Below are 24,161 nucleotides of genomic sequence, written 5' to 3' on the forward strand. Positions count from 1 at the left end.
CGAGAACCCCAACCTTCATGGCTCGAGTCGGTGAGCGTGCTTGGTTACAGCCCGCAGGAGCCGCGGTCGAGATGGAAGTATCGGGCGTTGGCCCAGCGGCACAGCCGGATACCGACGATGACGCCGACGATCGTGACCAGGGCAGGCAGGTATCCGCTGGCGACCTGGATGATCGGGATTGCAGGGCACCCACCTGAGATCGCCCAGCCTGTACCGAACAACACCGCGCCGGGGATCACGCCGGCGTGGATGCGCCCTGGGGTGCGGCGGACCCGCAGCAGAGCGAACGCGCACACGATGATCACCACAGCACCCGCGAACGAGAGGAACATGCGCAGGTCCTGGAAGGTGAACATGCGGTTCAACTCAGCGTAGTCACCGAAGCCGATGTTGGTGACGGTATAACCGAGGGCCAGTCCGGTGATGATGCTGGCCAGAAGAATCGCGCCCCGGGTGCGCATCAGATCACCTTCCACAGGAGGAACGACACCGCGACGGCGGTGCCGAAGAACACGGCAGTCGCGACAATGCTGACCGGGCGTAGCCGACCGCAGCCGCTGAGTCCGTGGCCGGAGCTGCACCCACCGGCCAGCCGAGTGCCGAAGCCGACCAGCACACCTCCCACGAACAGCACGGCGATCATGGTGATCGAATCGGCGGTGACCAGGTGCCGAAAAGCCGGGCCCATGTCGTAGCGGAGGTGGAACCGCCCGGAGGTGACCGCGGCGATGAATCCACCGAGGAAGATCGAGATCAGCAGGGCAGCCTGAGTGACCAGCGGGGCCGGGCGCAGGCTCGTGGCCGGCGGGCGCTCACTCGCTGCCGATTCGGCATCGGCTTCGAGCGGCTGCGACTTCCCGTACGGATCCTGCGGCACGGTAGACGCGCCGGTGCCAGTGCCGAAGTGCTCCGCTGTAGCTGCGGCAAGTGCCTCAGTGAGAGCTTGATCGTCTGTGAACTCCTCGTCCATCCGTTCGAGCTGGCGTTCGCGACGCCAGTGCATTACGCGATCCCAAGCGGCCGACACCCCGAGAGACCGATCGGTGATGAGGGTGTGGTTGATGGTGACCAGAGCGAGTCCGATAGCGCCCGCCCACCAGGGCCAGTAGGTACTCATGCGGGTCCTCTCATCCAACCGGCGAATCGAGCCCACCAACCGCGCTTCGAGCTGGGCGCTTGCCGCGTGTGTTGAGCGAGGTTGTCCGAAGGCCGGGCAACCTGTGAGGACGGTGACGGTTGGTGATGCCAGGCAGCTGATGGCGGAGGTGTTGCCCCGAACTGGGCCATGGCTTCCGGTGTTGCGGTTCCAGGTCCTGACTGCTCATGTGGCTGGGGCCAGGACGCGGTCTCCGGTGACGACGGAGCGGGCCGTGGCGGTGGGGGCTGTCGGGGGACCGCCATCGGGCTGGTGGCGCCGGATCGGTCCGCCTCGGCCGGGGCTTCGAGGTGCCGCGCGCGGGCTCCGTTGGGCAGCAGGCTGATCGGTACGCGCTCGCCGGTGAGTGACATCTGGTAGCGCGCACAGCCGAGCCATCGATCCGCGCTGTCGCAGTAGTGGTCGCGCCAACCTTGCAAGCTCGCCCTAAGTAGGGGGAAAAGGGGGCATCCTGCGGCGTGCGAGCAACTCACGTTGCTCCCTCCTGACCGGCGCACCACCCGTTCGGGGAGAGCGGTTGCCGTTCTCGGTTCCTGCCCTCGCTGGGCACGGTCGACGGTCTGAAAAGCAATGCGGTGACGGGCAGTGACAATAGGGCGCTATGCCTCCATTCATCGACCGCGCGCGATGCAACCATTGTTTCGGCGTCCCGAGCAACTCAGGGAATTTTCCCAAACGGATCACTGGGTACTACTTAGTGAGATATTCTCCGCGACGGATATGCGGTGCTTGCCTCTCATGTCCGGATATTTGGGCCCGTTGGCGAGACTATTTGGATCGTGATTCGACTTCGCGATCGCGGCCCGCACCGGCGCAAGCCAGCTGTTTATGGAGGGGAGTGTAAATCCTGGAGTTTCTTGTGGCGATCGCGTGAATATCGTGGATATCAAACGAAGAGCTAAGGGAGGGTAGTCATGTGTCAACGTGCTGCCTGTCGGACGTGCCGAAAGTTGACCTATGAGGGGTGCGGGAGGCATGTGGACCAAGTGCTCATGGGTGTGCCAACGGCTCAGCGGTGCATGTGTGAGCCCCCTGTGGAACGCAAGGGTGCACGCCCAGCGGAGGTGACGACTCGATCGGAATCGATGCCAGCCCGACAGGGCGGGCCGTCGCGACGCATGCATGCTCCTGGGTACACAGGGAGCCCACCGGGCCGATCGAGGGGCGGCTGGTGGGCTCGGCTCATTGATTGGGTGAAAAGCCCGGCATGAGGTAATCATCTGAGTGTTCTCGCTTTGGGTCCCATGAGTCCAAGGCGTTGGTTATTGGGCCATGAGAACCCGGATTTCAGAACTCCGGGGTGCCAAGTGACACCGAGTGTGGAGCCAGCACCTACACCCGCGTCTCGCGGCGAACGTCATAGGCGCTCCGCATGACAGCATGCGCTTCTTCTGATGACCTCATCCACTTTCTGCGCGCCCGGCGCACCGAAGAATGCCGGAGCGCGATGATGCTCCGGATGTAGAACTGACAGTCGCTTGTCGCCGGCGTGAATGCCGGGCAGGCTGTCGTGGACACGTGCGAGAGGGCCATTCTGGCCGCCGGTGCCCCCCGATGGCCTTGAGGGATTCGCCGATGACGGCAGCCCGGGTGCCACTGCCACGTGGACGCCCGGGCTGCCGCATGCGCGCAGGAGCGGGCCGGCACGGGGGGAACCAGCCCGCTCCTGCGGTTGGCGCCCGCGTACCTCCCCAGGAGAGCGAACGCCTCGACCCTCATGATCGGGTCACTCCTTCCAGCGCGCTGTGCCCCTGGAATGTCACTGGTGGCGAGGGACGGTCACCAATCCAGCTCTCTTGTGAATAGAGCGGCTCAAAGCCGTCACGACTCGTCCGCTAACCATGTGCGCTTCCTCATCCCCGGCAGGGCTGCCCGTAGCAGCTGGGCTCTGACCAACAGGCACTGATGGCTAGGGGAGTTCAGGCGATCCGTGTGCGCACCCGCCTACGGATCAGAAGATTGCCCTGGCGGGTGCGCTGAAGCAGGGGTGACTGCACGACTGGGCCAGTCTCAGTTCTAGTCTCGATTGCTGCCTGATCCGACGTGGTCTGCACTCGTCCACGAACGTCCGGCACGTCACTTGACCTGCGAGGCGAGCCCTTTCTCGGACACGCCCGGACCGCCGTGGAACAAGCCCGGACAGCTTGTAGTGCGTAGGTCGTCGGTTCGAATCCGACAGGGGGCTCCATCGGAAATCCCAGCTCAGGCATCGTCTGAGCTGGGATTTCTTGCCGAGCGCAGCGATCCCGTCACGGCACGGGCCCTGGTCCCGCTCATGGACGGGATCTCGCTGCTGGTGCTGCTCACGGGCGGGGTGTACGACGCCGGGTACGCACGGGAGATGCCGGCGCGGCTGATCCCGTAGGGTCGCGCCCGCTCCCTGAGAAAATCCTGTGCGGCCGTGAACTCTTCGCGGGGCAGCGGGGAACAACGGGTGACACGCTCGACCCCACCCGCTGACGGAGGACCCGTGACCGGACCACCGGAGCTCGACCCCGGCGACGAGCGCGACGGCCATGTCATCGCGCAGTCCCTGGAACATCCGGAGCTGTTCGCCCGGCTCTACGACCGGTACGCACCCGACATCCACCGGTACGCGGCCCGGCGCCTCGGCGACCACGCGGCGGACGACGTCACGGCCGACACGTTTTTGACCGCGTTCCGGGTGCGTGCCCGCTACGACGCCTCGCGGGCCAGTGCCCGGCCCTGGCTGTACGGGATCGCCGCGCACCTCATCGGCAAGCAGCGCCGGAAGGAAGTACGCGGTCTGCGGGCGCTGGCCAGGACCGGCCAGGACCCCGTCGCGGCCGGCTGGGTCGAGGACACCGCGGACCTGGTCGCCGACCGCGCCCCGCTCGCGGACGCGCTCGCCGCGCTGTCCGCCGCCGACCGGCATGTGCTGCTGCTCGTGGCCTGGGCCGACCTGACCTACCAGGAGGTCGCCGAGGCGCTCGGCATACCCGTCGGGACCGTGCGGTCCCGGCTCAACCGGGCCCGCCGCAAGGTACGGGCTGCGCTGGGTGCCGACCCGGCGTTTCTGGGCGAAGTGGCGGAGGTGGTCCGGCCGTGAACGTGGACGAGATGAAGGACGTACGCGAGTTCCGGGCCGGGGCGCCGAAGCCCGACCGGGCACGGCTCGCCGCGGGGCGGGATCGGCTGAGCAGCGCCGCGGGGCGTGGCCGGGGACGCAGGCTGCGGGCCGACTGGCGGCTCGCAGCGGTCGGGGCCGCCGCCGCGCTCACCGCGGTGGCCGTGCTGGCCTCCGGCCTCGGAGGGAGCGGCCACAGTGATGCGGAGCGCACGGTGCCGGCTGCGACGGTGCCGGGTTCGGTGAAGGAGCTGCTGGAGCGGGCCGCGTCCACCGTGGAGCAGGCCGATCCGCCGCCCACGCCGCACGCGGGCCAGTGGATCTACGAGAAGAAGCTCTCGGCCAGTCCCGGAATCTGGCCCAAGAGCAAGGCCGCCCAGCCCGAGCCGGAGCCGGAGCCCCACGAGCACTGGAAGCGGTACGCGGACCCGCGCTTCGAGAACGGCAAGGAGGGCGACGACCGCTCCATGCGCGAACGGCTCCGCTTCCTCGACGAGCTGCCGGACGACCCGGCCGCCGTGCTGAAGAAGGTCCGCGCCTACTACCCGTCCGGGAAGGGCAGCCCCGAGTCCGAGGGGGAACACGACATGGGTGCGCTGAGTGTGCTGTTCGCGTCCCAGCCCATGCCGCCGCAGGCGCTCGCCAAGCTGTACCGCGCGCTGGCCGCGGTCCCCGGCGTCGAGGTCACCGACCATCTCGTACGGGACCTCGCGGGCCGGGACGCCTTCGCGGTGGGGCACGACGAGAAGGGGCAGCAGGTCCGCCGCGAGATCCTGGTCGACCCGCGCACCTACCAGTACCTCGGCGACCGACAGATCGTCGTCAAGGACTACAAGCATACGTATCCGGGCGCCCCCGACACCCCTGACCGGCCCTGGAAGGCGGGCGACCTCATGTTCCAGAACGCGCTCCTGGCCACGGGAATCGTCGACCACAAGGGCGACCGCCCCTGACAACCGGCGAGGGCGCCGAGGCTGTTCGCATGTACGACGAGATTGCGCGCGTGCTCGACGGCATCAAGGCTCCACCGCCGGCGGACGCTCCTCCCCTACTAGTCGGGACGAAGGCCCAGGTCACGGGTGTGACCTGGGCCTTCGTCGTGCGTGTGGGGGGCTTGTCAGCCGCGGCCCGCCACCCGGTCCGCGGCTCGGGCCAGGCGGGAGGAGTCCGTCCTGTGCGTGGTGAGTTCGCGGTGGTCGGCGGCGTTGTAGGTGGCGTACATGCCGTGGACGCCCAGCCAGCGGAAGGGTTCCGGTTCCCACTTGCGGACCTTGTGGTTGACCCAGGGGAGGGTCGTGAGGTCGGTGGGGCCGGACTGGCCGGAGTCCTGCTGGACCAGGTCGCGCAGGGTGCGGGCGGCGAGGTTGGTGGTGGCGACGCCCGAGCCGACGTAGCCGCCCGCCCAGCCGAGGCCCGTCGCGCGGTCGAGGGTGACCGTGGCGCACCAGTCGCGGGGGACGCCGAGGACGCCGGACCAGGCGTGGGTCACGGCGACGCCCGCCAGCTGGGGGAAGAAGCGGGTCAGGAGCGCGGTGAGGGACTCGATGGTGGCGGGCTGGGTGCGGCCGTCGTTGTCGGTCCTCGAGCCGTAGCGGTACGGGACGCCCCGGCCACCGAGCGCGATGCGGCCGTCGGCGGTGCGCTGGGCGTACATGTAGGCGTGCGCCATGTCGCCGAGGGTCTCGCGGCCCTCCCAGCCGATGGACTCCCACTGCGCGTCGGTCAGCGGCTCCGTGGCGATCATGGAGGAGTTCATGGGGAGCCAGGTGCGGCGCTGGCCCTTGAGGGACGCGGTGAAGCCCTCGGTGCAGCGCAGGATGTAGGGCGCGCGGACCGTGCCGTACGGGGTGACGGCGTGCTTCGGCTTGATCTCCGTGACGGGCGTCGACTCGTGGATCGTGACGCCGAGCGCCTCGACGGCGGCGGCCAGGCCCTTGAGGAGCTTGACGGGGTGCAGGCGGGCGCCGTGCGGGGTCCAGGTCGAGCCGACGGCCCCCAAGACGCGGACGCGCTCGGCGGTCTCGCGGGCGCCGTGCAGGGTGCGGTCCTTCTCGCCGTACGCGAGTTCCGCCGCGTGGAAGGCCTTGAGGCGGGCCAACTGGGCGGGTGTGTAGGCGATTTCGAGTACGCCGCCCTGGTGGATGTCGGCGCCGATCTCCTCTTCGGCGGCCGCGCGGATCACCTCGGAGACGGTGTCGTTCATGGCTTCCTGGAGGCGGACGGCCGCGTCGTGGCCGTGCAGTTTCGCGTAGCGGTCGCGGCCGGCGATGCCGTTGTAGAGCCAGCCGCCGTTGCGCCCGGACGCGCCGTAGCCGCAGAACTTCTGCTCCAGGACCGTGATGCGGAGGAAGGGCGCGGCCTTCTTCAGGTAGTAGGCGGTCCACAGGCCCGTGTAGCCACCGCCGACGATGACGACGTCGGCGGACGCGTCCCCCGGCAGGGGCTCGCGGGCGGTGGGGATGCCGTCGTCCGCGTACCAGAACGATATGCCGCCGTTGACGGTGGCCTGGGCGCCGTGGGTGCCGTTCTTGCTGCTCATGGCCTCGGACGTTAGCGCTCCGCAGGGGGGTCCGGGCAGGGGGGACGGCTGCCTTCCTGGTTTTTCGGGTGATCGTTTCGCCGCGCTGTCCGGTCCCGCCGCCGCAGGAGCGTCAGTGGGTTCCAGGGTTCGCCCCGGTCACGTACGAGGGGGTGGCAGGCCAGGCCGATCAGGACCGAGACGAAGTGCCCCAGGTCGGTGAAGGTGCGGCCGGTGAGGAGCGGGCCGCCGTAGACGATCAGGACGACGGCCAGATAGACGTAGCGCCAGGGCGGGACGAGCCGGTACGTGAGGACGCCGACGACGCCCGCGAGCGCGTAACTCACCCCCACGTCAAGGGTGTCGACCGAAGAGGCGGGCGCGTGGCCGTGGCGGATCGCCCACAGCAGGGCGCCCTCGCTGATCAGGGTCGCGTGGACGTGCGCGGCCCCCACGACGGCCAGCCAGCGCCAGGTGTCGAGCCAGCGCTCGGCCTGCGCGTGGAACACCGTGTAGAGGACGGCGTACGGCCACCAGCGGCCGGCGTCGATCCAGAACAAGGAGGCGACGAAGACGCGGACCGGGTTGGTCGACAGCTCGTGCAGGTTCGTGGAGCGCTGGCGCAGGAACTCGTGCTCGAAGTGCGGGCCCATGTGGTGCATGGCGACCGTCGTGAAGAACAGGGCGGCCAGCCAGAGATAGGTGCCGGGGGCGTGCCGTACGTACGACCACACGGCGAGGGGGAAACGGGGCATGGACTGCATTCAGGCACGCGCATAGGGTCGTTCGGGTGATCGACATTCCGGACGGCCTGGTCGAGTCCCAGTACACCTACGCGGGTGAGCGCGGTCGCGCCTTCATCGCCGGGCTCCCGGCGCGCGTGGAGGAGTTCGTCGAACGCTGGGATCTGCGCGTCGACGGGCCCGCGATGCACGGCATGGCCGCCCTGGTCCTGCCCGTGGTGCGGGGCGACGGGACACCCGCCGCGGTCAAGTTCCAGATCCTCGACGAGGAGACCGAGGGCGAGCCGGTTGCGCTGCGCGTCTGGGACGGCGACGGCGCCGTCCGGCTCCTCGACCATGACGACGCCACGGGCACGATGCTCCTCGAACGGCTCGACTCCGGGCGGATGCTGGACTCCGTGGAGGACTCCCGGAAGGCCGTCCTCGTCATCGCCGAACTGCTCGCCCGGCTCACGTCCGGGCCCGCCCCGGAAGGGATGCGGCGGCTGTCCGACATCGCGGCCGACATGCTCGCCCAGGTGCCTTCGGCCCTCGCGGCCGTGCCAGGCCCGGCCGACCGCGCGCTGCTCGCGGACTGTGCGGCGGCCGTGCGCGAGGTCGCGGGCGAGGCGGGTGACCGGCTGCTGCACTGGGATCTGCATTTCGAGAACGTGCTGGCCGCCGAGCGGGAGCCGTGGCTCTCCATCGACCCGAAGCCGCTCGCGGGCGACCCGGGCTTCGACCTGAAGCCCGCCATCGACAACCGTTTCGACGCGGACGAGGTGGTGTGGCGGTTCGACGCGATGAGCGGGGTGCTCGGGCTCGACCGGGAGCGGGCGCGTGCCTGGACGCTCGGGCGGGTGCTTCAGGACTCCCTGTGGGAGATCGAGGACGGCCGGCCGCTGGCGCCGGACCATCTGGAGACGGCGCGCAGACTGCTCGGGCGGTGAGCGGGCCCGTGCGGGGCGCGCTGAGGTGAGTGGTCGGCCCGAGGCGAGTGGTCGGCCGCCCCGTGCGGGCCGCCCCGTGGTGACTGGTTAGCCTGCCGTCATGATTCGTACCGCCACGCCCGCCGATGTCCCCGTCATCCACGCCATGGTCCGTGAACTCGCCGACTACGAGAAGGCGCTGCACGAGGCGCGGGCCACCGAGGAGCAGCTGCGCGAGGCGCTGTTCGGGGAGCGGCCCGCCGCGTTCGCCCACATCGCCGAGGACGACACGACGGGCGAGTCCGTCGGCTTCTGCCTGTGGTTCCTGAACTTCTCCACCTGGCGCGGTGTGCACGGGATCTACCTGGAGGACCTGTACGTACGGCCCGAGGTGCGCGGCGGCGGCCACGGCAAGGCGCTGCTGACCGAGCTGGCGCGGATCTGTGTCGAGCGCGGTTACGAGCGCCTGGAGTGGTCGGTCCTCGACTGGAACGAGCCGTCGATCAACTTCTACAAGGCGCTCGGCGCGGCGCCGCAGGACGAGTGGACGGTGTACCGGCTGACGGACGAGGCGCTGGCCCGGCTCGGGTCGTAGCGCGCCCGGGGACCCAGGCTCGGGTCAGGGGATCAGGACCACCTTGCCGATCGTGTCGCGGTTCTCCAGGGCGCGGTGCGCCGCGGCAGCCTCGGCGAGCGGGAAGCGGGTCACCGCGGGACGCAGGCGGCCCGCCTCGGCCTCCCCCAGCGCGGCCAGCTCCAGCGTGCGGACCGGGTTGTCGCCGCCCGCGCGCCGCATCATCGGCGGGCCGAGCACCTGTTCCTGGCTGATGCCGCGCCGGGTGAGTTCGTCCGCGGAGAAGGTGAGGGGCTCGCCGTCGTGCAGGCCCTTGCCCGACCAGCCGAAGACGACGTGGACGCCGCCGGGGCCGAGCAGGTCGACGGCGGCCAGGCCCGCGTCGCCGCCCACCCCGTCGAAGACGACGGTCGCCGGGCGGCCGCTGAGGAACCAGCGGACCTGTTCAGGCCAGTCCTGGGCGGTGTAGTCGACGGCCAGGTCGGCGCCGTTCGCGCGGACGCGGGCCACTTTCCCGGGGCCGCCCGCGAGGCCGACGACGGTGGCGCCCGCGTGCTTCGCGTACTGGACGAGCAGGGTGCCGATGCCTCCCGCCGCGGCCGGGATCACGGCCACCGACGCGGGGCCGAGCGGGGCGAACTGCAGGATCCCCATCGCCGTACGGCCCGTGCCGATCAGGGCGACGGCCTCGGCGAAGTCCAGGCCGGGCGGGAGTTCGTGCAGGCGGGCCGCGTCGATCACGGTGAGCTCGGCGTAGCCTCCGGGGGCGAATCCGAGGTGGCCGACGACGCGCTTGCCGAGCCAGGACGCGTCGGTGCCCTCGCCGAGCGATTCGACGGTGCCGGCGACCTCGCGGCCGGGGACGGTGGGCAGCGCGGGCGGCTCGGGCGCGGGGCCCTTCATGCCCTCGCGCAGGGCGGTGTCCAGGAGGTGCACGCCGGCCGCAGCCACGGCGATCCGGACCTGGCCGGGGCCGGGCAGAGGGTCGCCGGTCTTCTCGTAGGTGAGGTTCTCGGCGGGGCCGAAGGCGTGCAGTCGTACGGCGTGCATGGTGGGCTCCCTTGGGCGTGCGGCCTCTTGGCGGCTCAGGTGTGCCCACCACCTTTCAACCTCAAGCGGACTTGAGGTCAAGTGCGGCGTCAGGCCGCGCGGATCCCCGGCCGGGACGCGGTGAGCGCGAGCGTGGTCGCCTCGATGGCGCTGTTGAACGACACCTCGGAGAGCACGCCAGGCGCCGCGACCTGGTCACCCACCAGATACACGCCGTCCCCGCGGTCGATCGCGGGCCGGTCCCGCCAGGTCGTGCCGGGCAGGTCGACCGCCCCCGTTCGTCCGTTCGCGAGCGCGTCCCTGCGCCAGGTCACGCGGTCGCGCCAGCCGGAAAATCCCAGGTCGAGCAGGCGTTCGGCGCGTGCCGTGCCGTCGGCCTTCGACTCGTGCGGCGCTACGGGGATGTGGCCCTGGACGAGCTGCTGCCCGTGCGGCGCCAGACTCCGGTCCTGGGCCGTGAACCGCTCCAGCCAGGCCGGGAAGTCGAGCCCGGACACGATGAAGGCGTCGCCGCGGCGGGTGCGCACGGCCAGGTCGATCAGAGTCGTACGGCCGCTGTCCCACGTCAGCGACGAGTCCCCGAGGAGGCGGCGCGCCGAGTCGAGGGACGTCGCCACGATCACCGGCCCGCCGCCCGTGGGCACGGAGTCGACGCGGGACAGCGTCTCCACGCGCACGCCCAGATTCCAGGCGCGGGCCGCCATCCGGTCGATCACGGACGCCCAGCCGCCGCGCGGATAGTGCGCCTCCGGCGGCACCTTCGCGGCGCGGCGCAGGCGCTCCTGGACGAAGGCCGCGGAGAGGGAGCCCGGGTCGTGGTGGAAGAGCGCAACGGACGTGTAATGGGCGGCCGCGCGGGCCCCCTCCTCGCCGACGTGGCGCGTCGCCCACGTCATGAAGTCCACGTCCACGGGCGCGTGTTCGGACCGGTGGCGAAGGAGGCGCAGAAGGGCCAGCGGAGGGGTGCGGCGCAGGGTTCCGCGGTGGTGGAAGCGCAGGCGGGAGCCCTCGACGGGCGGGATCGGGGCGAGGGGGCCGAGCAGGTCGCGCTGCTTCAGCCAGGTCCAGTGCGGGCCGCCGCTGTAGAGGGCGTGCGGTCCGTCGTGCGTGCGGTACGGGCCATCGGCGGTGCGGGCGCGGCCGCCGAGGGTGTGGTGCGACTCGTGGAGCGTGACGCTCGCTCCGGCCTCGGCGGCGGTGACGGCCGCGGTGAGGCCGGCGAATCCGCCGCCGATGACGGTGAGGTCGGGGGTGGTCGTTGCCATGCCGCTGTTCCCCTTCGGGTTGGCTGTGCCTGTGCCTGTGGCTGTGCCTTCACGACGGCTGTGCGCGGCGGAATGTGACATGTGCGGGAGGGGGGAAGGGCGGCGGTCACCGATTGTCAGTGGCGGCGGGCAGCATGGGGGCATGGCGGAGAAACGAGTGGTGAGGCCGGCGAAGGCGTCGTCGGCGAAACCGGCGGCGGTGAAGAAGGCGCGGCGGCCCGAGGTGCGGCTGCCCCCGCTGGCGCCCTGGACCGGCGGCGAGCTCGAGCCGGACGGGGACTACGACGGGGTGGAGTTCACGGCGGCCGACTTCACCGGGCAGGACGGCGGGGGCGCCCGCTTCATGGACTGCGCGCTCGAAGGGTGCGGGCTCGACGAGACGCGGCTGACCCGCGCCCGGATCCTCGATTCCACGCTGACGGGGATACGGGGTGTGGGCACGGACCTCGCGGAGGCGACCCTGCGGGACGTCGAGGTGGTGGACGCCCGGCTCGGCGGGGTCCAGCTGCACGGGAGCGTGCTGGAGCGGGTCGTGGTGCGCGGCGGGAAGATCGAGTACCTGAATCTGCGCAAGGCGCGCCTGAAGGACGTCGTCTTCGACGGATGCGTGCTGGTGGAGCCGGACTTCGGGGGCGCGCGTCTGGACCGGGTGGAGTTCCAGGGCTGCGTGGTGCGGGGTGCGGACTTCACGGGCGCCGTGATGGCGGACGTGGATCTGCGGGGCGTGGCCGAGCTGGGGATCGCGCGCGGCGTGGACCGGCTGGCCGGGGCCGTGATCAGCCCGGCCCAGCTCTTCGACCTGGCACCGGCGTTCGCGGCGCAGATCGGGGTGCGGGTGGAGTAGGGGGCGGCCGATCGAGAGGTGGGGGCTAGCGCTCGTCCGGGACGCGGGGGAAGCGGGCCTGGAGGTCCCAGATCGCCGGGTTGTCCGCCAGGTCCTCGTGCATGTCGGTGAGGTCGGCGATCACGTCGTGCAGGAAGTCGCGGGCCTCACGGCGCAGCTCGGTGTGGGAGAACGTCAGGGGCGGCTCGTCGGCCTCCATCCAGTCGGCCTCGATGTCGACCCACCCGAAGCGGCGCTCGAAGAGCATCCGGTCCGTCGACTCGGTGAAGTCGAGCTCGGCGTACTGCGGCCTCGACGCGCGGCTGCCGCGCGGGTCACGGTCCAGCTGCTCGACGATGTCGCACAGCGCCCATGCGAAGTCCAGCACCGGAACCCATCCCCAGGCTGTGGACAGCTCCCGGTCGGCCTTGGTGTCGGCGAGGTAGACGTCGCCGGCGAACAGGTCGTGCCGCAGCGCGTGGACGTCCGCGCGACGGAAGTCCGTCTGCGGAGGGTCGGGGAAGCGGCGGGAGAGGGCGTAGCCGATGTCGAGCACGTTAGTGATGGTGTCACGGTCGGGAGGGGGTGCCGTTCACGGGCGGGAAAGGGTGCGGGCCCGGCTGTCACGGGCACCGCAGCCGTCACGCCACACAGGCGTCCCGGCGGTCGGCACGCGCTCAGCCCAGCAGCCGCTGTTCCTTCGCCACCGCCACCGCGCCCGCCCGGGTGTCCACGCCGAGCTTGTCGTAGATCCGGCCCAGGTGGGTCTTCACCGTGGCCTCGCTGATGAACAGGGCGCGGGCGATGTCCCGGTTGCCCAGGCCCTGGGCGAGCTGGCCGAGGATGTCCCGCTCGCGGTCCGTGAGGGACGGGCGCGGGCTGCGCATGCGGGCCATGACGCGGCTCGCGACCGGCGGGGACAGCGTCGTACGGCCCTCGGCGGCGGCCTGGATCGCGGCGAACAGCTCCTCGGGACGCTCCGCCTTGAGGAGGTATCCCGTGGCGCCGGCCTCGATGGCCCGGGTGATGTCGGCGTCCGTGTCGTACGTGGTCAGGACCAGGACGTGCGGGTGCGGGCCTGCCTCGGTTGGCGCGGTCGTGATCCGCCGCGTCGCTTCCACGCCGTCGATGCCCTCGCCCAGCTGAAGGTCCATGAGGACGACGTCCGGCGTCAGCTTCGCGGCGAGCGCCACCGCCTCGTCGCCCGTGCCGGCCTCGCCCACGACCTCGATGCCGGGTGCGCTGCCGAGCAGGGCGAGCAGTCCCGCGCGCACCACCACGTGGTCGTCGCACACCAGCAGTCGTACGGGGTCACTCATGAGGCCTCCAGCGGAATCGCCACCGACAGCACCGTGCCCTCGCCCGGCGCCGACTCGATCGTCAGCGTGCCACCCAGCTGCCGCGTGCGCGCCCGGATCGCCGGAAGGCCGTGCCCGCGCACGCCCGCCTCCCGCGGGGGCTCGGGTGTGAAGCCGCGGCCGTTGTCCGCGATGTCGAGGACGACCTGGTCGCCGAGGTGCGTCAGTGTGATCGCGGCGGCTGTCGCGTCCGCGTGCTCCCGTACGTTCGCCAGGGCGCCCTGCGTGATCCTCAACAGCGCGGACTCGACCCGGTCGGGCAGCGGGGCCGGGGCGCCCTCCGCGTGGAAGCGGACCGCGAGCCCCGCCTCCGACTCCCGCGCCGCCAGCGTGCGCAGAGCCTCGTCCAGGCCGCCGCCCGCGAGGTCCGCCGGCGCCAGGTCGTGCACGAACCGGCGTGCTTCCGCGAGGCCCCGCTCGGTCACCGACTCCGCGGTCCGCACATGGGCGCGGGCCCGCTCGGGGTCGGCGTCCCACAGCCGGTCCGCCGCCTGGAGCAGCATCTGCTGGCTGGAAAGGGACTGGGCGAGCGTGTCGTGGATCTCCATCGACAGGCGCTGGCGCTCGGCGAGCGTCCCCTCGCGGCGCTCCGTCGCGGCGAGTTCCCTGCGGGTGCGCACCAGGTCGTCGATCAGGGCGCGCTGGCGTTCCGCCTGGCGCTCCATGTGGACGAAGACGGCGGTCGCCAGGGCCGCGACGGCCGGCGGCGCGAGCAGCAGGTTCGGGTCGAAGTCCCCCGCGAGGCGCAGCTGTGCCCCGACGACGAACACCGTGAGTACGCCGATCAGGACGAGCGCGGCGCGGGCGGGCAGGGTGCGCAGGCCCGTGTAGAAGAGCGGGACCGCGCACCAGGCGAAGCTCGGCGCGAGGACGACGAGGACCACCCACACGGCGACGACCAGGGCCAGCCAGGTGAGGCGGCGCGGGGTGGGGCGGGCGCCGCGGCCCGGGCCGAGCGCGGGGCCGAGCACGTACAGCGCGGCCAGGACCACGGACAGCGCGATGATCCACGGGGTGCGGGCCTCGCCCGGGTGGCGCAGCAGGAACCGTGCGAGGGCTCCGCCGAGCAGCAGGAAGAACGTGGTGTGCATCACCGCGGCCAGCCAGCGGGCGTCCGGATCCCGCGTCCCGTGTGCCACGCCCGTACCCCTCTCCGCTTCCGCCAGCGCGCTGCTGAACTGGTCAAACACCCCCATTGTGGCCTGCTCGGGCGGTACGCGGGTCAGCCGATCGGCTGACCCGGACGTCAGCCGAGCCGCGCTCCGGTCGCAGCCGGTACGTCGACGGTGCGGCCCGGTTTCCGGCCTGAGGATCGATACCAGAGCGACTCACCGGCCGCCTCTGACCGACCCGACCGCCTCCAAGGAGCACCCGTCATGAAGAAGATCTCGAAGCGCGCCCGTGTCCTGACCGGTGGCGCCGTCCTCGCCGGCGTCGTCGCCGGTACCTTCGGGGCGGTCTCGGCCAGCGCGTCCGCCCCGGCCGCCGCCCCCGCCGCCGTGACCGCGGACGCCCCGGCCAAGAACCTCACCCAGTCCACGCACCTGACCACGGCCGCCGCCACGAAGGCCGCGCAGGCCGCCCTCGACGCCGCGAAGAAGGAGAACCAGCGCGTCTCCGTCGCCGTCGTCGACCGCAACGGCAACACGATCGTCACCCTCCGCGGCGACGGCGCCGGCCCGCAGTCGTACGAGTCCGCCGTGAAGAAGGCGTACACCGCGGTGTCCTGGAACGCGCCGACGTCCGAGCTCGCCAAGCGCCTCGAGCAGGCCCCGAACCTGAAGGACATCCCGGGCACCCTGTTCCTCGCGGGCGGCGCGCCCGTCGCGGCGAACGGCGCCCCGGTCGCGGGCATCGGCGTCGCGGGTGCGCCCTCGGGCGACCTGGACGAGAAGTTCGCGCAGGCCGGTGTTGTTGCGCTGAACCGCTAGGGCCTCTCGTTCGGATCAGACCCCGCTCCCTGACCCAGCCCGATCCGAACGCCCTAGTCGCCATACCCCCACCGACGTGGAGGCGTCCGCCGACCGGCAGGCGCCTCCACGTCGTTCGCCCCTACGATCATTCAGTGCCCCGTAGCCCACGATCCGCCCCCGCCGCCCTCGCCCTCGTCCTGGCCCTCGGCGCCTGTTCCGCCGCCGGTGTGCACAGCACGCCGGGTGCCGCGGGCGTGCGGGACCCGTACTTTCCGAAGCTGGGCAACGGCGGCTACGACGCCACGCACTACACCCTCACCCTCACCCTCGACGCCGACCGGCACCGTCTGACGGGCACCGCCGACATCACCGCGAAGGCCACCCAGGACCTCAGCGCGTTCAACCTCGACCTCAAGGGCCTGACCGTCGAACGCGTCACCGTCGAGGGGAAGAAGGCCACGTTCGAGCGGGCCGGGCACGAGCTGACGATCCGGCCGGCCGAGGCGCCGCGGAAGGGCTCCGAGTTCCGCACGGTCGTGCGGTACTCCGGGAAGCCCGTGACCATCACCGACCCGGACGGCTCCGAGGAGGGCTGGCTCCCCACGGAGGACGGGGCCCTCGCGCTCGGCGAGCCCACCGGCTCCATGGCCTGGTTCCCCGGGAACAATCACCCCTCCGACAAGGCGACGTACGACATTCATGTGACCGTCCCCAAGGGCCTGACGGCCGTGTCCAACGGGGAGTTGACGAAGGAGCGGACGGCCGGCGGGCGGACGACGTTCGACTGGCACGTCCCGCAGCCCATGGCCAGTTACCTGGCGATGCTGGCGATCGGGAAGTTCGAGACCAAGGCCTACAAGACGCCCGACGGGCTGCCCGTGTACACCGCCGTGGACCCGGTCGAGGCGGCCGCGAGCGCCAAGGTCCTGGGCAGGCTCCCGGACGTCATGGCCTGGGAGTCGAAGACCTTCGGCCCCTACCCCTTCTCCTCCACCGGCGCCGTCGTCGACCGGGAGAACGACGCCGGGTACGCGCTGGAGACCCAGAACCGGCCCGTCTTCCCGGGCACCCCCCCGCTGTCCACGCTCGTCCACGAGATGGCCCACGAGTGGTACGGGGACTCCGTCACGCCGAAGTCCTGGCGGGACATGTGGCTCAACGAGGGCTTCGCGACCTACGCCGAATGGCTCTGGCAGGAGCAGCACGGTGGCGACAGCGCGCAGGACACGTTCGACCGCTACTACGCGAAGGGCAGTGGGAACGCGATCTGGGCCTTCCCGCCCGCCAAGCCGTCCGGGGCCGCGAACATCTCGGCCCCGCCCGTCTACGAGCGCGGCGCGATGGTGCTGCACAAGATCCGCGAGACGGTCGGGGACGCCAAGTTCTTCGAGCTGCTCAAGGGCTGGCCCGCCGCGCACCGTTACGGCAACGCGGACACCGCCGACTTCACCGCGTACGTGGAGAAGCAGAACCCGGGCAAGGATCTGGGGCCTGTGTGGGACGACTGGCTGTACGGAAAGGGAAAGCCGGACCACCCGTAATTCCGGATGGCCCGGCCGAACCTTCCCTCGAGTGAGGGCTACTTCACGTTCACCGCGGTCCAGGTCGCCGCGACGGCCTGCTGTTCGGCGCTGTTCGCGCCGTACAGGTCGCTCGCTGCCTGGAGTGTGGCGGTGCGGGCGGCCGCGTAGTTCGTCGTCGACGTCATGTACGTCGAGAGGGCCTTATACCAGATCTGCTCGGCCTTGGCCCGGCCGATGCCGGTGAGCGTGGAGTTGTTGGAGGTCGGGGAGTTGTACGAGACCCCGTTGATGGTCTTCGCGCCGCTGCCCTCGCTCAGGAGGTAGAAGAAGTGGTTGGCGACGCCCGACGAGTAGTGCACGTCGAGGCGGCCGACCGTCTTGGACCAGTAGTCGGCGGAGCCGCCGTCCTTGCTGGGCTTGTCCATGTAACGCAGCGGGGTGCCGTTGCCGTTGATGTCGATCTTCTCGCCGATGAGGTAGTCGCCGACGTCGCTGCTGTTGTTCGCGAAGAACTCCACCGACGTGCCGAAGATGTCGGACGTCGCCTCGTTCAGGCCGCCCGACTCACGGCTGTAGTTGAGGCCCGCGGTGGACGCGGTCAGGCCGTGGCTCATCTCGTGGCCGGCCACGTCGAGCGCCGTGAGCGGGTGCTGGTTGCTCTGCCCGTCGCCGTACGTCATGCAGAAGCAGGCGTCCGACCAGAAGGCGTTGACGTAGGCGTTGCCGTAGTGGACGCGGGAGTACGCGGCCTTGCCGTCGCCCGCGATGCCGTTCCGGTTGAACGCGCTCTTGTAGTAGTCCCACGTCTCGGCCGCGCCGTACGCGGCGTCGACCGCGGCGGTCTGCCGGTTCGTCACCGTCCCGTCGCCCCACTGGTCGTCGGCGTCGTGGAAGAGCGTGCCCGTGCCGGACGTCCCGCCGTTCAGGTCGTACGTCTTGTGGCCGCCGCGCCCGCCGTCGGCGAGGTCGAACCCGCCGCCGGCCGATGCGGTGCTGCCGACCGTGACCGTGCCGCTGTACTCGCTGGTGCCGGTGCCGTTCTCGATGCCCTCGTACGAGTACAGCTTCTTGCCGGTGGCGGCGTCGGTGACGACGTGCAGCTCGCTCGGTGTCCCGTCGGCCTGGGTGCCGGTCACGACCGTCTCGTACGCGAGGACCGGCGTGCCGGTGGCGGCCCAGACGACCTTGCGGACGTTCTTCGCGGCGGCGCTCTTGGCGTCCGAGGCGGCGAGGGCCGACTTCCTGGCGGCGGTGGGAGCGAGGGAGGCGTCCGTCGACGCCACGGATATCGCCCCCTTGTGCGCCTTGGAGACGCCCTTGAGGTCGCCGTTCTTCGCGGTGTGCGTGACGAGGTCGCCGCCGAGTACGGGCAGGCCGTCGTAGGTGCGCTCGTAGCGGGTGTGGGTCGTGCCGTTCGCGTCCCTGACGACATCGCGGGCGACGAGCTTCTCCGCGCCGCTGAGCCCGAGTTGGCGGGCGGCCGCCGGGGCGTCGGCCTGTGCGTCCTTGAGGGCCGTGGCCCGCTGGGACGCGCTGAGCGGCAGGGCGGTGGCCCCGGCGGTGCGGTCGCTTGCGGTGTGGCCGGCGGCGGTTGCCGCGGTGCCGCTCTGCAGAGCCAGGACGACCATGGCGGCCGATGCCGCGAGCGCGGTGGCTCGTGCGGCGGTCCTGCGGCCGGTGGTGCGGGGAGCGGGGGAGCGGTGTGTCACTCGGACTCCTTATGTGTCCAACGACCCGTGGGTGGTGACCCGTCGGGGTGGGGGGCGCGGGGAGAGAGTGACACCGAGCGCACTTTGTTTGACAGAGCGCCGTCAAAGATTTGCCAGTTCGTGTCCGAATGCGGGTGGCGGCTGTCCGTTATTTGCCGCTTGACAGGGAAGTGCTGGCCGGCATGCGTCGGTTGAGGGCGACGAGGGCGACGAGGGCGACGAGGGCGACGAGGGCGACGAGGGCGACGAGGGCGACGAGGGCGACGAGGGCGACGAGGGCGACGAGGGCTATGAGGGAGCGGGGGCGTTGAGGGCGGTGAGGAAGCTGAGGAGCTGTCAGCCGTGAGGCGGGGAATGGGGGCGGGGCGCGCGGGCACGCAGAAGGGCCCCGGCCGGATCTCCCCGGCCGGGGCCCTTCAACCGCCGTGCTGCGGGCGTCAGACGGCCATGACATCCATGGCGGCCATGCCGGTCACGCCGGCCGTGCCCGCGTCCCGCGCGAAAGTGTCCGCGATCAGACGTTCACGCCGAAGTCCTGCGCGATGCCGACGAGGCCCGACGCGTAACCCTGGCCCACCGCGCGGAACTTCCACTCCGCGCCGTTGCGGTACAGCTCGCCGAAGACCATGGCGGTCTCGGTGGCGGCGTCCTCGGAGAGGTCGTAGCGGGCGATCTCGGTGCCGCCGGCCTGGTTGACGATGCGGATGAACGCGTTGCGCACCTGGCCGAAGTTCTGCGAGCGGTTCTCCGCGTCGTAGATCGAGACCGGGAAGACGATCTTGTCGACGTCGGCCGGGAGGCCCGCCAGATTGACGTTGATCTGCTCGTCGTCGCCCTCGCCCTGGCCCGTGACGTTGTCACCGGTGTGGACGATGGTCTGGTCCGGCGTCGCCTTGTTGTTGAAGAAGACGAAGTGGCCGTCCGAGTAGACCTTGCCCTGCGGGTTCACCGCGATCGCGGAGGCGTCGAGGTCGAAGTCGGTGCCGGTGGTGGTGCGGACGTCCCAGCCGAGGCCCACGGTGACGGCGGTCAGGCCCGGAGCCTCCTTGGTGAGCGAGACGTTGCCACCCTTGGACAGGCTTACAGCCATTGTCGGGAGTCCTTCCCTCGTTAGCGATGCGTGCGCTTCGTAGACGAAGCTACTCGTACCCCTATGAACGCCAAGGGGGGATCCAGGGTTCCAGGTGTCTTTACTTTCTTTACCCACTTTCCCCGGGATGGGTGCGGCGCCGGGAAAAGGGGGTGACGTGGCGCGTGTCCAGGCGCGACCATGGAACCCATGTCCGGTCCTTACTTCATCCGCGGCTCGGTGGTCCTTCCGGAGGCCGAGCTTCTCTGGCGATTCTCCCGGTCGTCCGGGCCGGGCGGCCAGCACGTGAACACCAGCGACTCCCAGGTCGAGCTCCGCTTCGACCTCGCCGGCACGGAGGCGCTGCCCGAGGTGTGGAAGGCGCGGGCCCTGGAGCGGCTCGCCTCCCGCCTCGTCGACGGCGTCATCTCCGTGCGGTCCTCGGAGCACCGCTCCCAGTGGCGCAACCGCGAGACCGCCGCCGTACGCCTCGCATCCCTCCTCGCCGAGGCCACCGCCCCGCCGCCCAAGCCGCGCCGCGCGACCCGCATCCCCCGGGGGATCAACGAGCGCCGCCTGCGCAACAAGAAGGCACGGTCGGACACGAAGCGCGGCCGGTCGGGGCGGGGCTGGGACTGAGCGGCCTCACGGCGGCCGGGCGGGGGCTTCACCCCAACTGCCGGTACTTCCCCTTGAAGTAGGCCAGCGGTCCGCCGTCGGCGCTGGGCAGCGAGGCCGTGAGCACCCGGCCGATCACCAGCGTGTGGTCCCCGGCCGGCACCCGCTGCTCCGTGCGGCACTCCAGCGTCGCGAGCGAGCCGCCCACCAGGGGCGCGCCCGACACCTCGCCGCGTACGTACGGGATGTCCTCGAAGAGCAGACGGTCGCTGATGCGGCCCTTCATCGCGAAGCGGCCCGCGATGTGGCGCTGGCTCTCGGAGAGCACGGACACCGCCCACAGGGGCTGCTCGTCGAGCAGGTCGTCCATGCGGGAGCCGTTGCGCAGGCTGACGAGGACGAGCGGCGGGTCGAGCGAGACCGACAGGAATGCCGTCGCCGTCATGCCGGCGTCCTCGCCCAGGGGGGCCGACGGGTCGTCCGGGTCGAGCGGCATCTCGCGCGCGGTCACCAGGACCACGCCCGCGGCCAGTCGGGACATGGCGGCGCGGAACTCGTCGTTGCTCACCCCCTCAGCATGCCCGGCCGAGGCGGGCGCGGGGATGAAAGCGGCCGTGGGGGTTGAGGGGGTTGAGGGGGTCGTGCGGGTGGTGGGGGAGAGCGGGGGATTCTTCAGCGGCGGGGGAGTCTTCAGCACGTCTCGACGCTAGCTTCGGTGCCGTGCCCGCCACATCGGGCCTTGGGCCGAGGACGGTCCTAGGACCTGTGGTGGGTGTTGTCCGAATATGGCGGTGTTCGGGGGTGTTCTCCGTTCAGGAAGTGCAGGGGGCGTGCGCCGGAGCACCCCTCAACCCTTCATCTCCTCTTGTGACTTGAGTCACAGGAGCCATATTTTGTTGACCCTGTGTACCGGGTGGACAGCTCGCTGTGATTCAGTGGCGGAGACACTGCAAGAAGAGCGTGCACACGCACGTGCGGAATCGGCGATCAGAATTCTGGAGTGCTGTCGAGGTCTCGGGGAGAGCTGAGCATGGAGACCGAGTCGGAGCCGTACGTCCGTCTTGCGACCCTGCGGCAGCTTCACCAGGTGATGGCGGACATGAACACCGCCCGCAGCCTGGCCGACACCCTGCAGACGGTCTCCGACGGAGTCGTGAACGGCCTCGGATTCGAGCTGGCCTGCGTCAATCTCGTACGCCCCGACGGTGACCTCGTCGTCGCCGCCTTCTCCGGCGACTCCTCCGCCGAAGCCCTCATCACCGGCCGGGTCGGCTCCCGCACCTCCTGGGACCGCCGCCTGTCCATGGGCGAGGCCTGGGGCGACCTGCGGTTCATCCCGCACACCGAGGGCTGGGTCCTCGACGATGACGACGTACCGCAGTGGTTCACCGACGGGCCGCCGCCCCGCTTCGAGGACGAGTGGCACCCCGCGGACCGCCTCTTCGCCCCGATGTACGCCACCGGCAGCTCCGGCGGCGAACTTCTCGGCGTGATCTCCGCGGACCGCCCGCGCAACGGCAGGCGCCCCGGCGCCTGGGGCCGCGAGGCCCTGCAGATGTACGCCTTCCAGGCCGCCATCGCCATCAGCAACGCCCGGCTGCGCGCCAACATGCAGCGCGCCCTCGTCCGGCTCGAACGCGAGCAGCAGGCCCTGCGCGCCAGCGAGGAGTCCTTCCGCCAGGCCTTCGAGTACGCGCCGAGCGGCATGGCCATCGCCGAGATGGGCGGCGACCAGCACGGGCGGCTCCTGCGCACGAACGACGCCCTGTGCCGGCTGCTCAGCCGCCCCGCGTCCGCCATGCGCCGCTACTCGTTCTCCGACCTCGTCCACCCCGAGGACATCGGCACGCTGCTGCGCACCTCCGCCGAGGGCGGCCGCGCCGAGCTGCGCCTCGGACGGCGCGACGGCACCTACGTCTGGGTGTCCCTGCGGAACTCGGTGGTGGCCGACGCCGCCGACGGGCCGCGCTTCCTGCTCACCCACGTCGAGGACATCGAGGAGCGCAAGCGCCGCGAGCTGCACCTCGCGCACCGCGCGTCCCACGACTCCCTCACCGGCCTGCCGAACTCGGCGGAGCTGCGGTCCCGCCTCTCGTCCCGCCTGTGCCGCCGCCCCCAGCTGCCCGAGCCGAGCGCCGTGGACTCCCTGGACGCGGCGTACGGGGACCGCACCGGCAGCTCGTACGACACGAACGGGCACGGGTTCGACTTCGCGGGGGCCGCCGCTGCCGCCGCGGCCGGACAGCAGAACGGCGGGTCCGGGCCCTCCGGCGGGATCTACGACGACTATGGCTTCGATCACCACGTCCACATCGTCGCGCCCGAGGGGGAAACCGACGACGGCACGAAGGGCCTGGCGGTCCTCTTCTGCGACCTGGACGGCTTCAAGTCGATCAACGACCGGTTCGGGCACCACACCGGAGACGTCGTTCTGATCGAGGTCGCACGACGTCTGACCAGCGGTGTCCGTGACGGGGACACCGTCGCGAGGCTCGGCGGCGACGAGTTCGTCGTGCTCGCCGACGGGCTCGGCCGGGCCGATGCACAGGACCTCGCCGTCCGTCTGCGGAACGCCATCATTCCGCCCATCCGGGTCGACGGAAGGGCGGTCCGTGTGGGCGCCAGTTTCGGCATCGGATGGGCGCACTGCGGGATGACGGCCGACGAGGTGTTGAAATCCGCTGACCAGCGGATGTACATCGAGAAACGGTCGCGTGCCAAGCAGCACCGACGGGCCGGATGATCTGCTTCCGCAGGTATCGGTGAGGTCAACGCCACCCCTTCGGACCACTCCCAGCGGGTACGCTCGCCGGGTAAGCGATACGTAGGGAGTGATCAGGGATGGCGCCCGCTGACAACGGCGCGAGCACGCCCGAGGACGATGATCCGTTCGGCTATCTGTACGCCGACGGACAGGCGGCCGGGGCGACACCGCCCAGCGGGGGCGGCGGCTACGGCTATCCGGGTCCCCGGTCCTACCACCAGGTCAGGCCGGTCGGTGAGCGGCAGTACGGGCAGCAGCCTCAGCCGACTGCCGCGTACGGGCAGGCGCCTCAGCAGCAGCCCCAGGCCTACGCGCAGCCGAACGCGCACTACTCGGCCCCCGAGACGCTGCCCGGCGGCGCACCGACCACGGTGACGCCCACGCAGCACGGCGGTGGCGGCGGCCGCGGACGCGGGCCCAACACCAAGGGTCTGCTGATCGGCGCGCTCGCCGTCGTGGCGGCCGTGGTCATCGGCATCGGCGTCGCGGTCCTAGGCGGCGACTCGAACGACGACGCGAAGGGCGGCGACGCGGGCGGGCAGCCGTCCGGCGGATCCCAGTCGGTCCAGCCGAGCCAGACGGCGTCCAAGAACGCCGACAAGCCGGTCGACCTCCCGAAGACGGACGCCAAGGCGCTGAAGCTCGAGGGCGGCACGGTCACCGCGTCGGACGTCCAGGGCGCCGAGGCCGACGGCGGCACCTATGTGGCCGGCTTCAACCAGGTGGGCGCCAAGCTCACCTGGACGGTCGGCGGCATCCCGAAGGACGGCGCGTACAGCCTGCGCGTCAAGTACGGGGTGCCCGGCAAGGACGCCAACGCGACCATCACGGTCAACGGCAAGGTGCAGACCCGCCCGCTCAACATGGAGAACTTCTCCCACGCCAAGGAAGGCGACTGGGAGAAGGGGTGGACGAAGACCTGGTCCGTCGTCCAGCTCAGCAAGGGCACGAACGCGATCACGATCTCGTGCGAGCAGGGCAACCAGTGCGACGCCAACTTCGACCAGATGTCGCTCGTCAAGGGCACCAACGGCTGAGCGACACAGCCGGCGACACAGGCAGGGCGGCAGCGGCCGGGGCGG

Annotated in this window: 22 protein-coding genes and 1 pseudogene; 11 read left to right on the plus strand and 12 right to left on the minus strand. The window is 70.9% G+C overall.

The window, feature by feature from the left end; all coding sequences use genetic code 11:
- Window positions 1–44: 44 nt before the first annotated feature.
- A complete protein-coding gene (locus ACWFR4_RS17660; RefSeq protein ID WP_327245234.1) occupies window positions 45–461 on the minus strand; it encodes a YeeE/YedE thiosulfate transporter family protein in 417 nt (138 codons plus the stop codon).
- A complete protein-coding gene (locus ACWFR4_RS17665) occupies window positions 461–1,117 on the minus strand; it encodes a YeeE/YedE family protein (protein WP_453653353.1) in 657 nt (218 codons plus the stop codon). Before ACWFR4_RS17665 ends, ACWFR4_RS17660 begins: the two co-directional genes overlap by 1 nt.
- Window positions 1,118–3,380: 2,263 nt before the next feature.
- Here ACWFR4_RS17665 and ACWFR4_RS17670 point away from each other — a divergent pair.
- The 3 genes and pseudogenes from ACWFR4_RS17670 to ACWFR4_RS17680 all read left to right on the plus strand — a co-directional run.
- Window positions 3,381–3,521 (plus strand): annotated as a pseudogene (locus ACWFR4_RS17670) (TetR family transcriptional regulator); the annotation flags it as partial.
- Between the two features lie 105 nt (window positions 3,522–3,626).
- The gene (locus tag ACWFR4_RS17675) at window positions 3,627–4,226 is read left to right on the plus strand and encodes an RNA polymerase sigma factor (RefSeq protein WP_453468136.1); all 600 of its coding nucleotides are present in this window, start codon (window positions 3,627–3,629) and stop codon (window positions 4,224–4,226) included.
- Window positions 4,223–5,197 (plus strand): CU044_5270 family protein, encoded by a 975-nt coding sequence (locus tag ACWFR4_RS17680; protein WP_453653170.1) that lies wholly within the window; start codon window positions 4,223–4,225, stop codon window positions 5,195–5,197. Before ACWFR4_RS17675 ends, ACWFR4_RS17680 begins: the two co-directional genes overlap by 4 nt.
- A 164-nt stretch (window positions 5,198–5,361) precedes the next feature.
- Here the strand turns inward: ACWFR4_RS17680 and ACWFR4_RS17685 are convergent, their stop codons facing one another.
- Window positions 5,362–6,783: an NAD(P)/FAD-dependent oxidoreductase gene (locus ACWFR4_RS17685; protein WP_453653172.1), complete on the minus strand. Its 1,422-nt coding sequence runs from the start codon at window positions 6,781–6,783 to the stop codon at window positions 5,362–5,364.
- Between the two features lie 11 nt (window positions 6,784–6,794).
- A complete protein-coding gene (locus ACWFR4_RS17690) occupies window positions 6,795–7,526 on the minus strand; it encodes a rhomboid-like protein (RefSeq protein WP_453467476.1) in 732 nt (243 codons plus the stop codon).
- A 26-nt stretch (window positions 7,527–7,552) separates the two neighbouring features.
- On the opposite strand from ACWFR4_RS17690, the gene ACWFR4_RS17695 reads away from it, so the two are divergent.
- Together ACWFR4_RS17695 and ACWFR4_RS17700 are read left to right on the plus strand one after the other, a co-directional pair.
- Entirely contained in the window at window positions 7,553–8,434 is an 882-nt protein-coding gene (locus ACWFR4_RS17695; protein ID WP_453467478.1) for an aminoglycoside phosphotransferase family protein, read from the plus strand.
- A 100-nt stretch (window positions 8,435–8,534) separates the two neighbouring features.
- On the plus strand, window positions 8,535–9,008 hold the full coding sequence (locus tag ACWFR4_RS17700) for an N-acetyltransferase family protein (RefSeq protein WP_453653174.1): 474 nt from the start codon (window positions 8,535–8,537) through the stop codon (window positions 9,006–9,008).
- A 24-nt stretch (window positions 9,009–9,032) separates the two neighbouring features.
- Here the strand turns inward: ACWFR4_RS17700 and ACWFR4_RS17705 are convergent, their stop codons facing one another.
- Window positions 9,033–10,037 carry a zinc-binding dehydrogenase gene (locus ACWFR4_RS17705; protein WP_453653176.1) on the minus strand — a complete coding sequence of 335 codons (1,005 nt, stop codon included), beginning with the start codon at window positions 10,035–10,037 and terminating at the stop codon, window positions 9,033–9,035.
- Window positions 10,038–10,126: 89 nt separating this feature from the next.
- A complete protein-coding gene (locus ACWFR4_RS17710; protein ID WP_453653178.1) occupies window positions 10,127–11,302 on the minus strand; it encodes an FAD-dependent oxidoreductase in 1,176 nt (391 codons plus the stop codon).
- 142 nt (window positions 11,303–11,444) lie between these two features.
- Here ACWFR4_RS17710 and ACWFR4_RS17715 point away from each other — a divergent pair, with 142 nt between their 5' ends.
- Window positions 11,445–12,146 (plus strand): pentapeptide repeat-containing protein, encoded by a 702-nt coding sequence (locus tag ACWFR4_RS17715; RefSeq protein ID WP_405480241.1) that lies wholly within the window; start codon window positions 11,445–11,447, stop codon window positions 12,144–12,146.
- Between the two features lie 25 nt (window positions 12,147–12,171).
- Here the strand turns inward: ACWFR4_RS17715 and ACWFR4_RS17720 are convergent, their stop codons facing one another.
- The 3 genes from ACWFR4_RS17720 to ACWFR4_RS17730 form a co-directional block, all read right to left on the minus strand.
- The gene (locus tag ACWFR4_RS17720; protein WP_227295543.1) at window positions 12,172–12,681 is read right to left on the minus strand and encodes a hypothetical protein; all 510 of its coding nucleotides are present in this window, start codon (window positions 12,679–12,681) and stop codon (window positions 12,172–12,174) included.
- Window positions 12,682–12,802: 121 nt separating this feature from the next.
- Window positions 12,803–13,444 carry a response regulator gene (locus tag ACWFR4_RS17725; RefSeq protein WP_453653180.1) on the minus strand — a complete coding sequence of 214 codons (642 nt, stop codon included), beginning with the start codon at window positions 13,442–13,444 and terminating at the stop codon, window positions 12,803–12,805.
- Window positions 13,441–14,574, minus strand: coding sequence for a sensor histidine kinase (locus ACWFR4_RS17730; RefSeq protein WP_453653355.1), 1,134 nt, complete (start codon window positions 14,572–14,574; stop codon window positions 13,441–13,443). Before ACWFR4_RS17730 ends, ACWFR4_RS17725 begins: the two co-directional genes overlap by 4 nt.
- A gap of 285 nt (window positions 14,575–14,859) precedes the next feature.
- Between ACWFR4_RS17730 and ACWFR4_RS17735 the strand changes: the two genes are divergently transcribed.
- Window positions 14,860–15,414 (plus strand): GlcG/HbpS family heme-binding protein, encoded by a 555-nt coding sequence (locus tag ACWFR4_RS17735; protein WP_453653182.1) that lies wholly within the window; start codon window positions 14,860–14,862, stop codon window positions 15,412–15,414.
- Between the two features lie 134 nt (window positions 15,415–15,548).
- Window positions 15,549–16,937 (plus strand): M1 family metallopeptidase, encoded by a 1,389-nt coding sequence (locus ACWFR4_RS17740; protein ID WP_453653184.1) that lies wholly within the window; start codon window positions 15,549–15,551, stop codon window positions 16,935–16,937.
- A gap of 38 nt (window positions 16,938–16,975) precedes the next feature.
- On the opposite strand, the gene ACWFR4_RS17745 is transcribed toward ACWFR4_RS17740, so the two are convergent.
- Window positions 16,976–18,547, minus strand: coding sequence for a M4 family metallopeptidase (locus tag ACWFR4_RS17745; RefSeq protein ID WP_453653357.1), 1,572 nt, complete (start codon window positions 18,545–18,547; stop codon window positions 16,976–16,978).
- 595 nt (window positions 18,548–19,142) lie between these two features.
- Window positions 19,143–19,718, minus strand: a complete 576-nt coding sequence (locus ACWFR4_RS17750; protein WP_266562876.1) for a TerD family protein — start codon at window positions 19,716–19,718, stop codon at window positions 19,143–19,145.
- Window positions 19,719–19,898: 180 nt separating this feature from the next.
- On the opposite strand from ACWFR4_RS17750, the gene arfB reads away from it, so the two are divergent.
- The gene (gene arfB, locus ACWFR4_RS17755; RefSeq protein ID WP_383086342.1) at window positions 19,899–20,336 is read left to right on the plus strand and encodes an alternative ribosome rescue aminoacyl-tRNA hydrolase ArfB; all 438 of its coding nucleotides are present in this window, start codon (window positions 19,899–19,901) and stop codon (window positions 20,334–20,336) included.
- 28 nt (window positions 20,337–20,364) lie between these two features.
- Here arfB and ACWFR4_RS17760 read toward each other — a convergent pair whose 3' ends face one another.
- Window positions 20,365–20,919: a flavin reductase family protein gene (locus ACWFR4_RS17760; RefSeq protein ID WP_453455923.1), complete on the minus strand. Its 555-nt coding sequence runs from the start codon at window positions 20,917–20,919 to the stop codon at window positions 20,365–20,367.
- 426 nt (window positions 20,920–21,345) lie between these two features.
- On the opposite strand from ACWFR4_RS17760, the gene cdgB reads away from it, so the two are divergent.
- Together cdgB and ACWFR4_RS17770 are read left to right on the plus strand one after the other, a co-directional pair.
- On the plus strand, window positions 21,346–23,058 hold the full coding sequence (gene cdgB, locus ACWFR4_RS17765) for a diguanylate cyclase CdgB (protein WP_453455912.1): 1,713 nt from the start codon (window positions 21,346–21,348) through the stop codon (window positions 23,056–23,058).
- Between the two features lie 98 nt (window positions 23,059–23,156).
- Window positions 23,157–24,116: a carbohydrate-binding protein gene (locus tag ACWFR4_RS17770; RefSeq protein WP_453653186.1), complete on the plus strand. Its 960-nt coding sequence runs from the start codon at window positions 23,157–23,159 to the stop codon at window positions 24,114–24,116.
- Window positions 24,117–24,161: the final 45 nt, after the last annotated feature.

It is taken from the genome of Streptomyces sp. NPDC055140 (assembly GCF_053607285.1).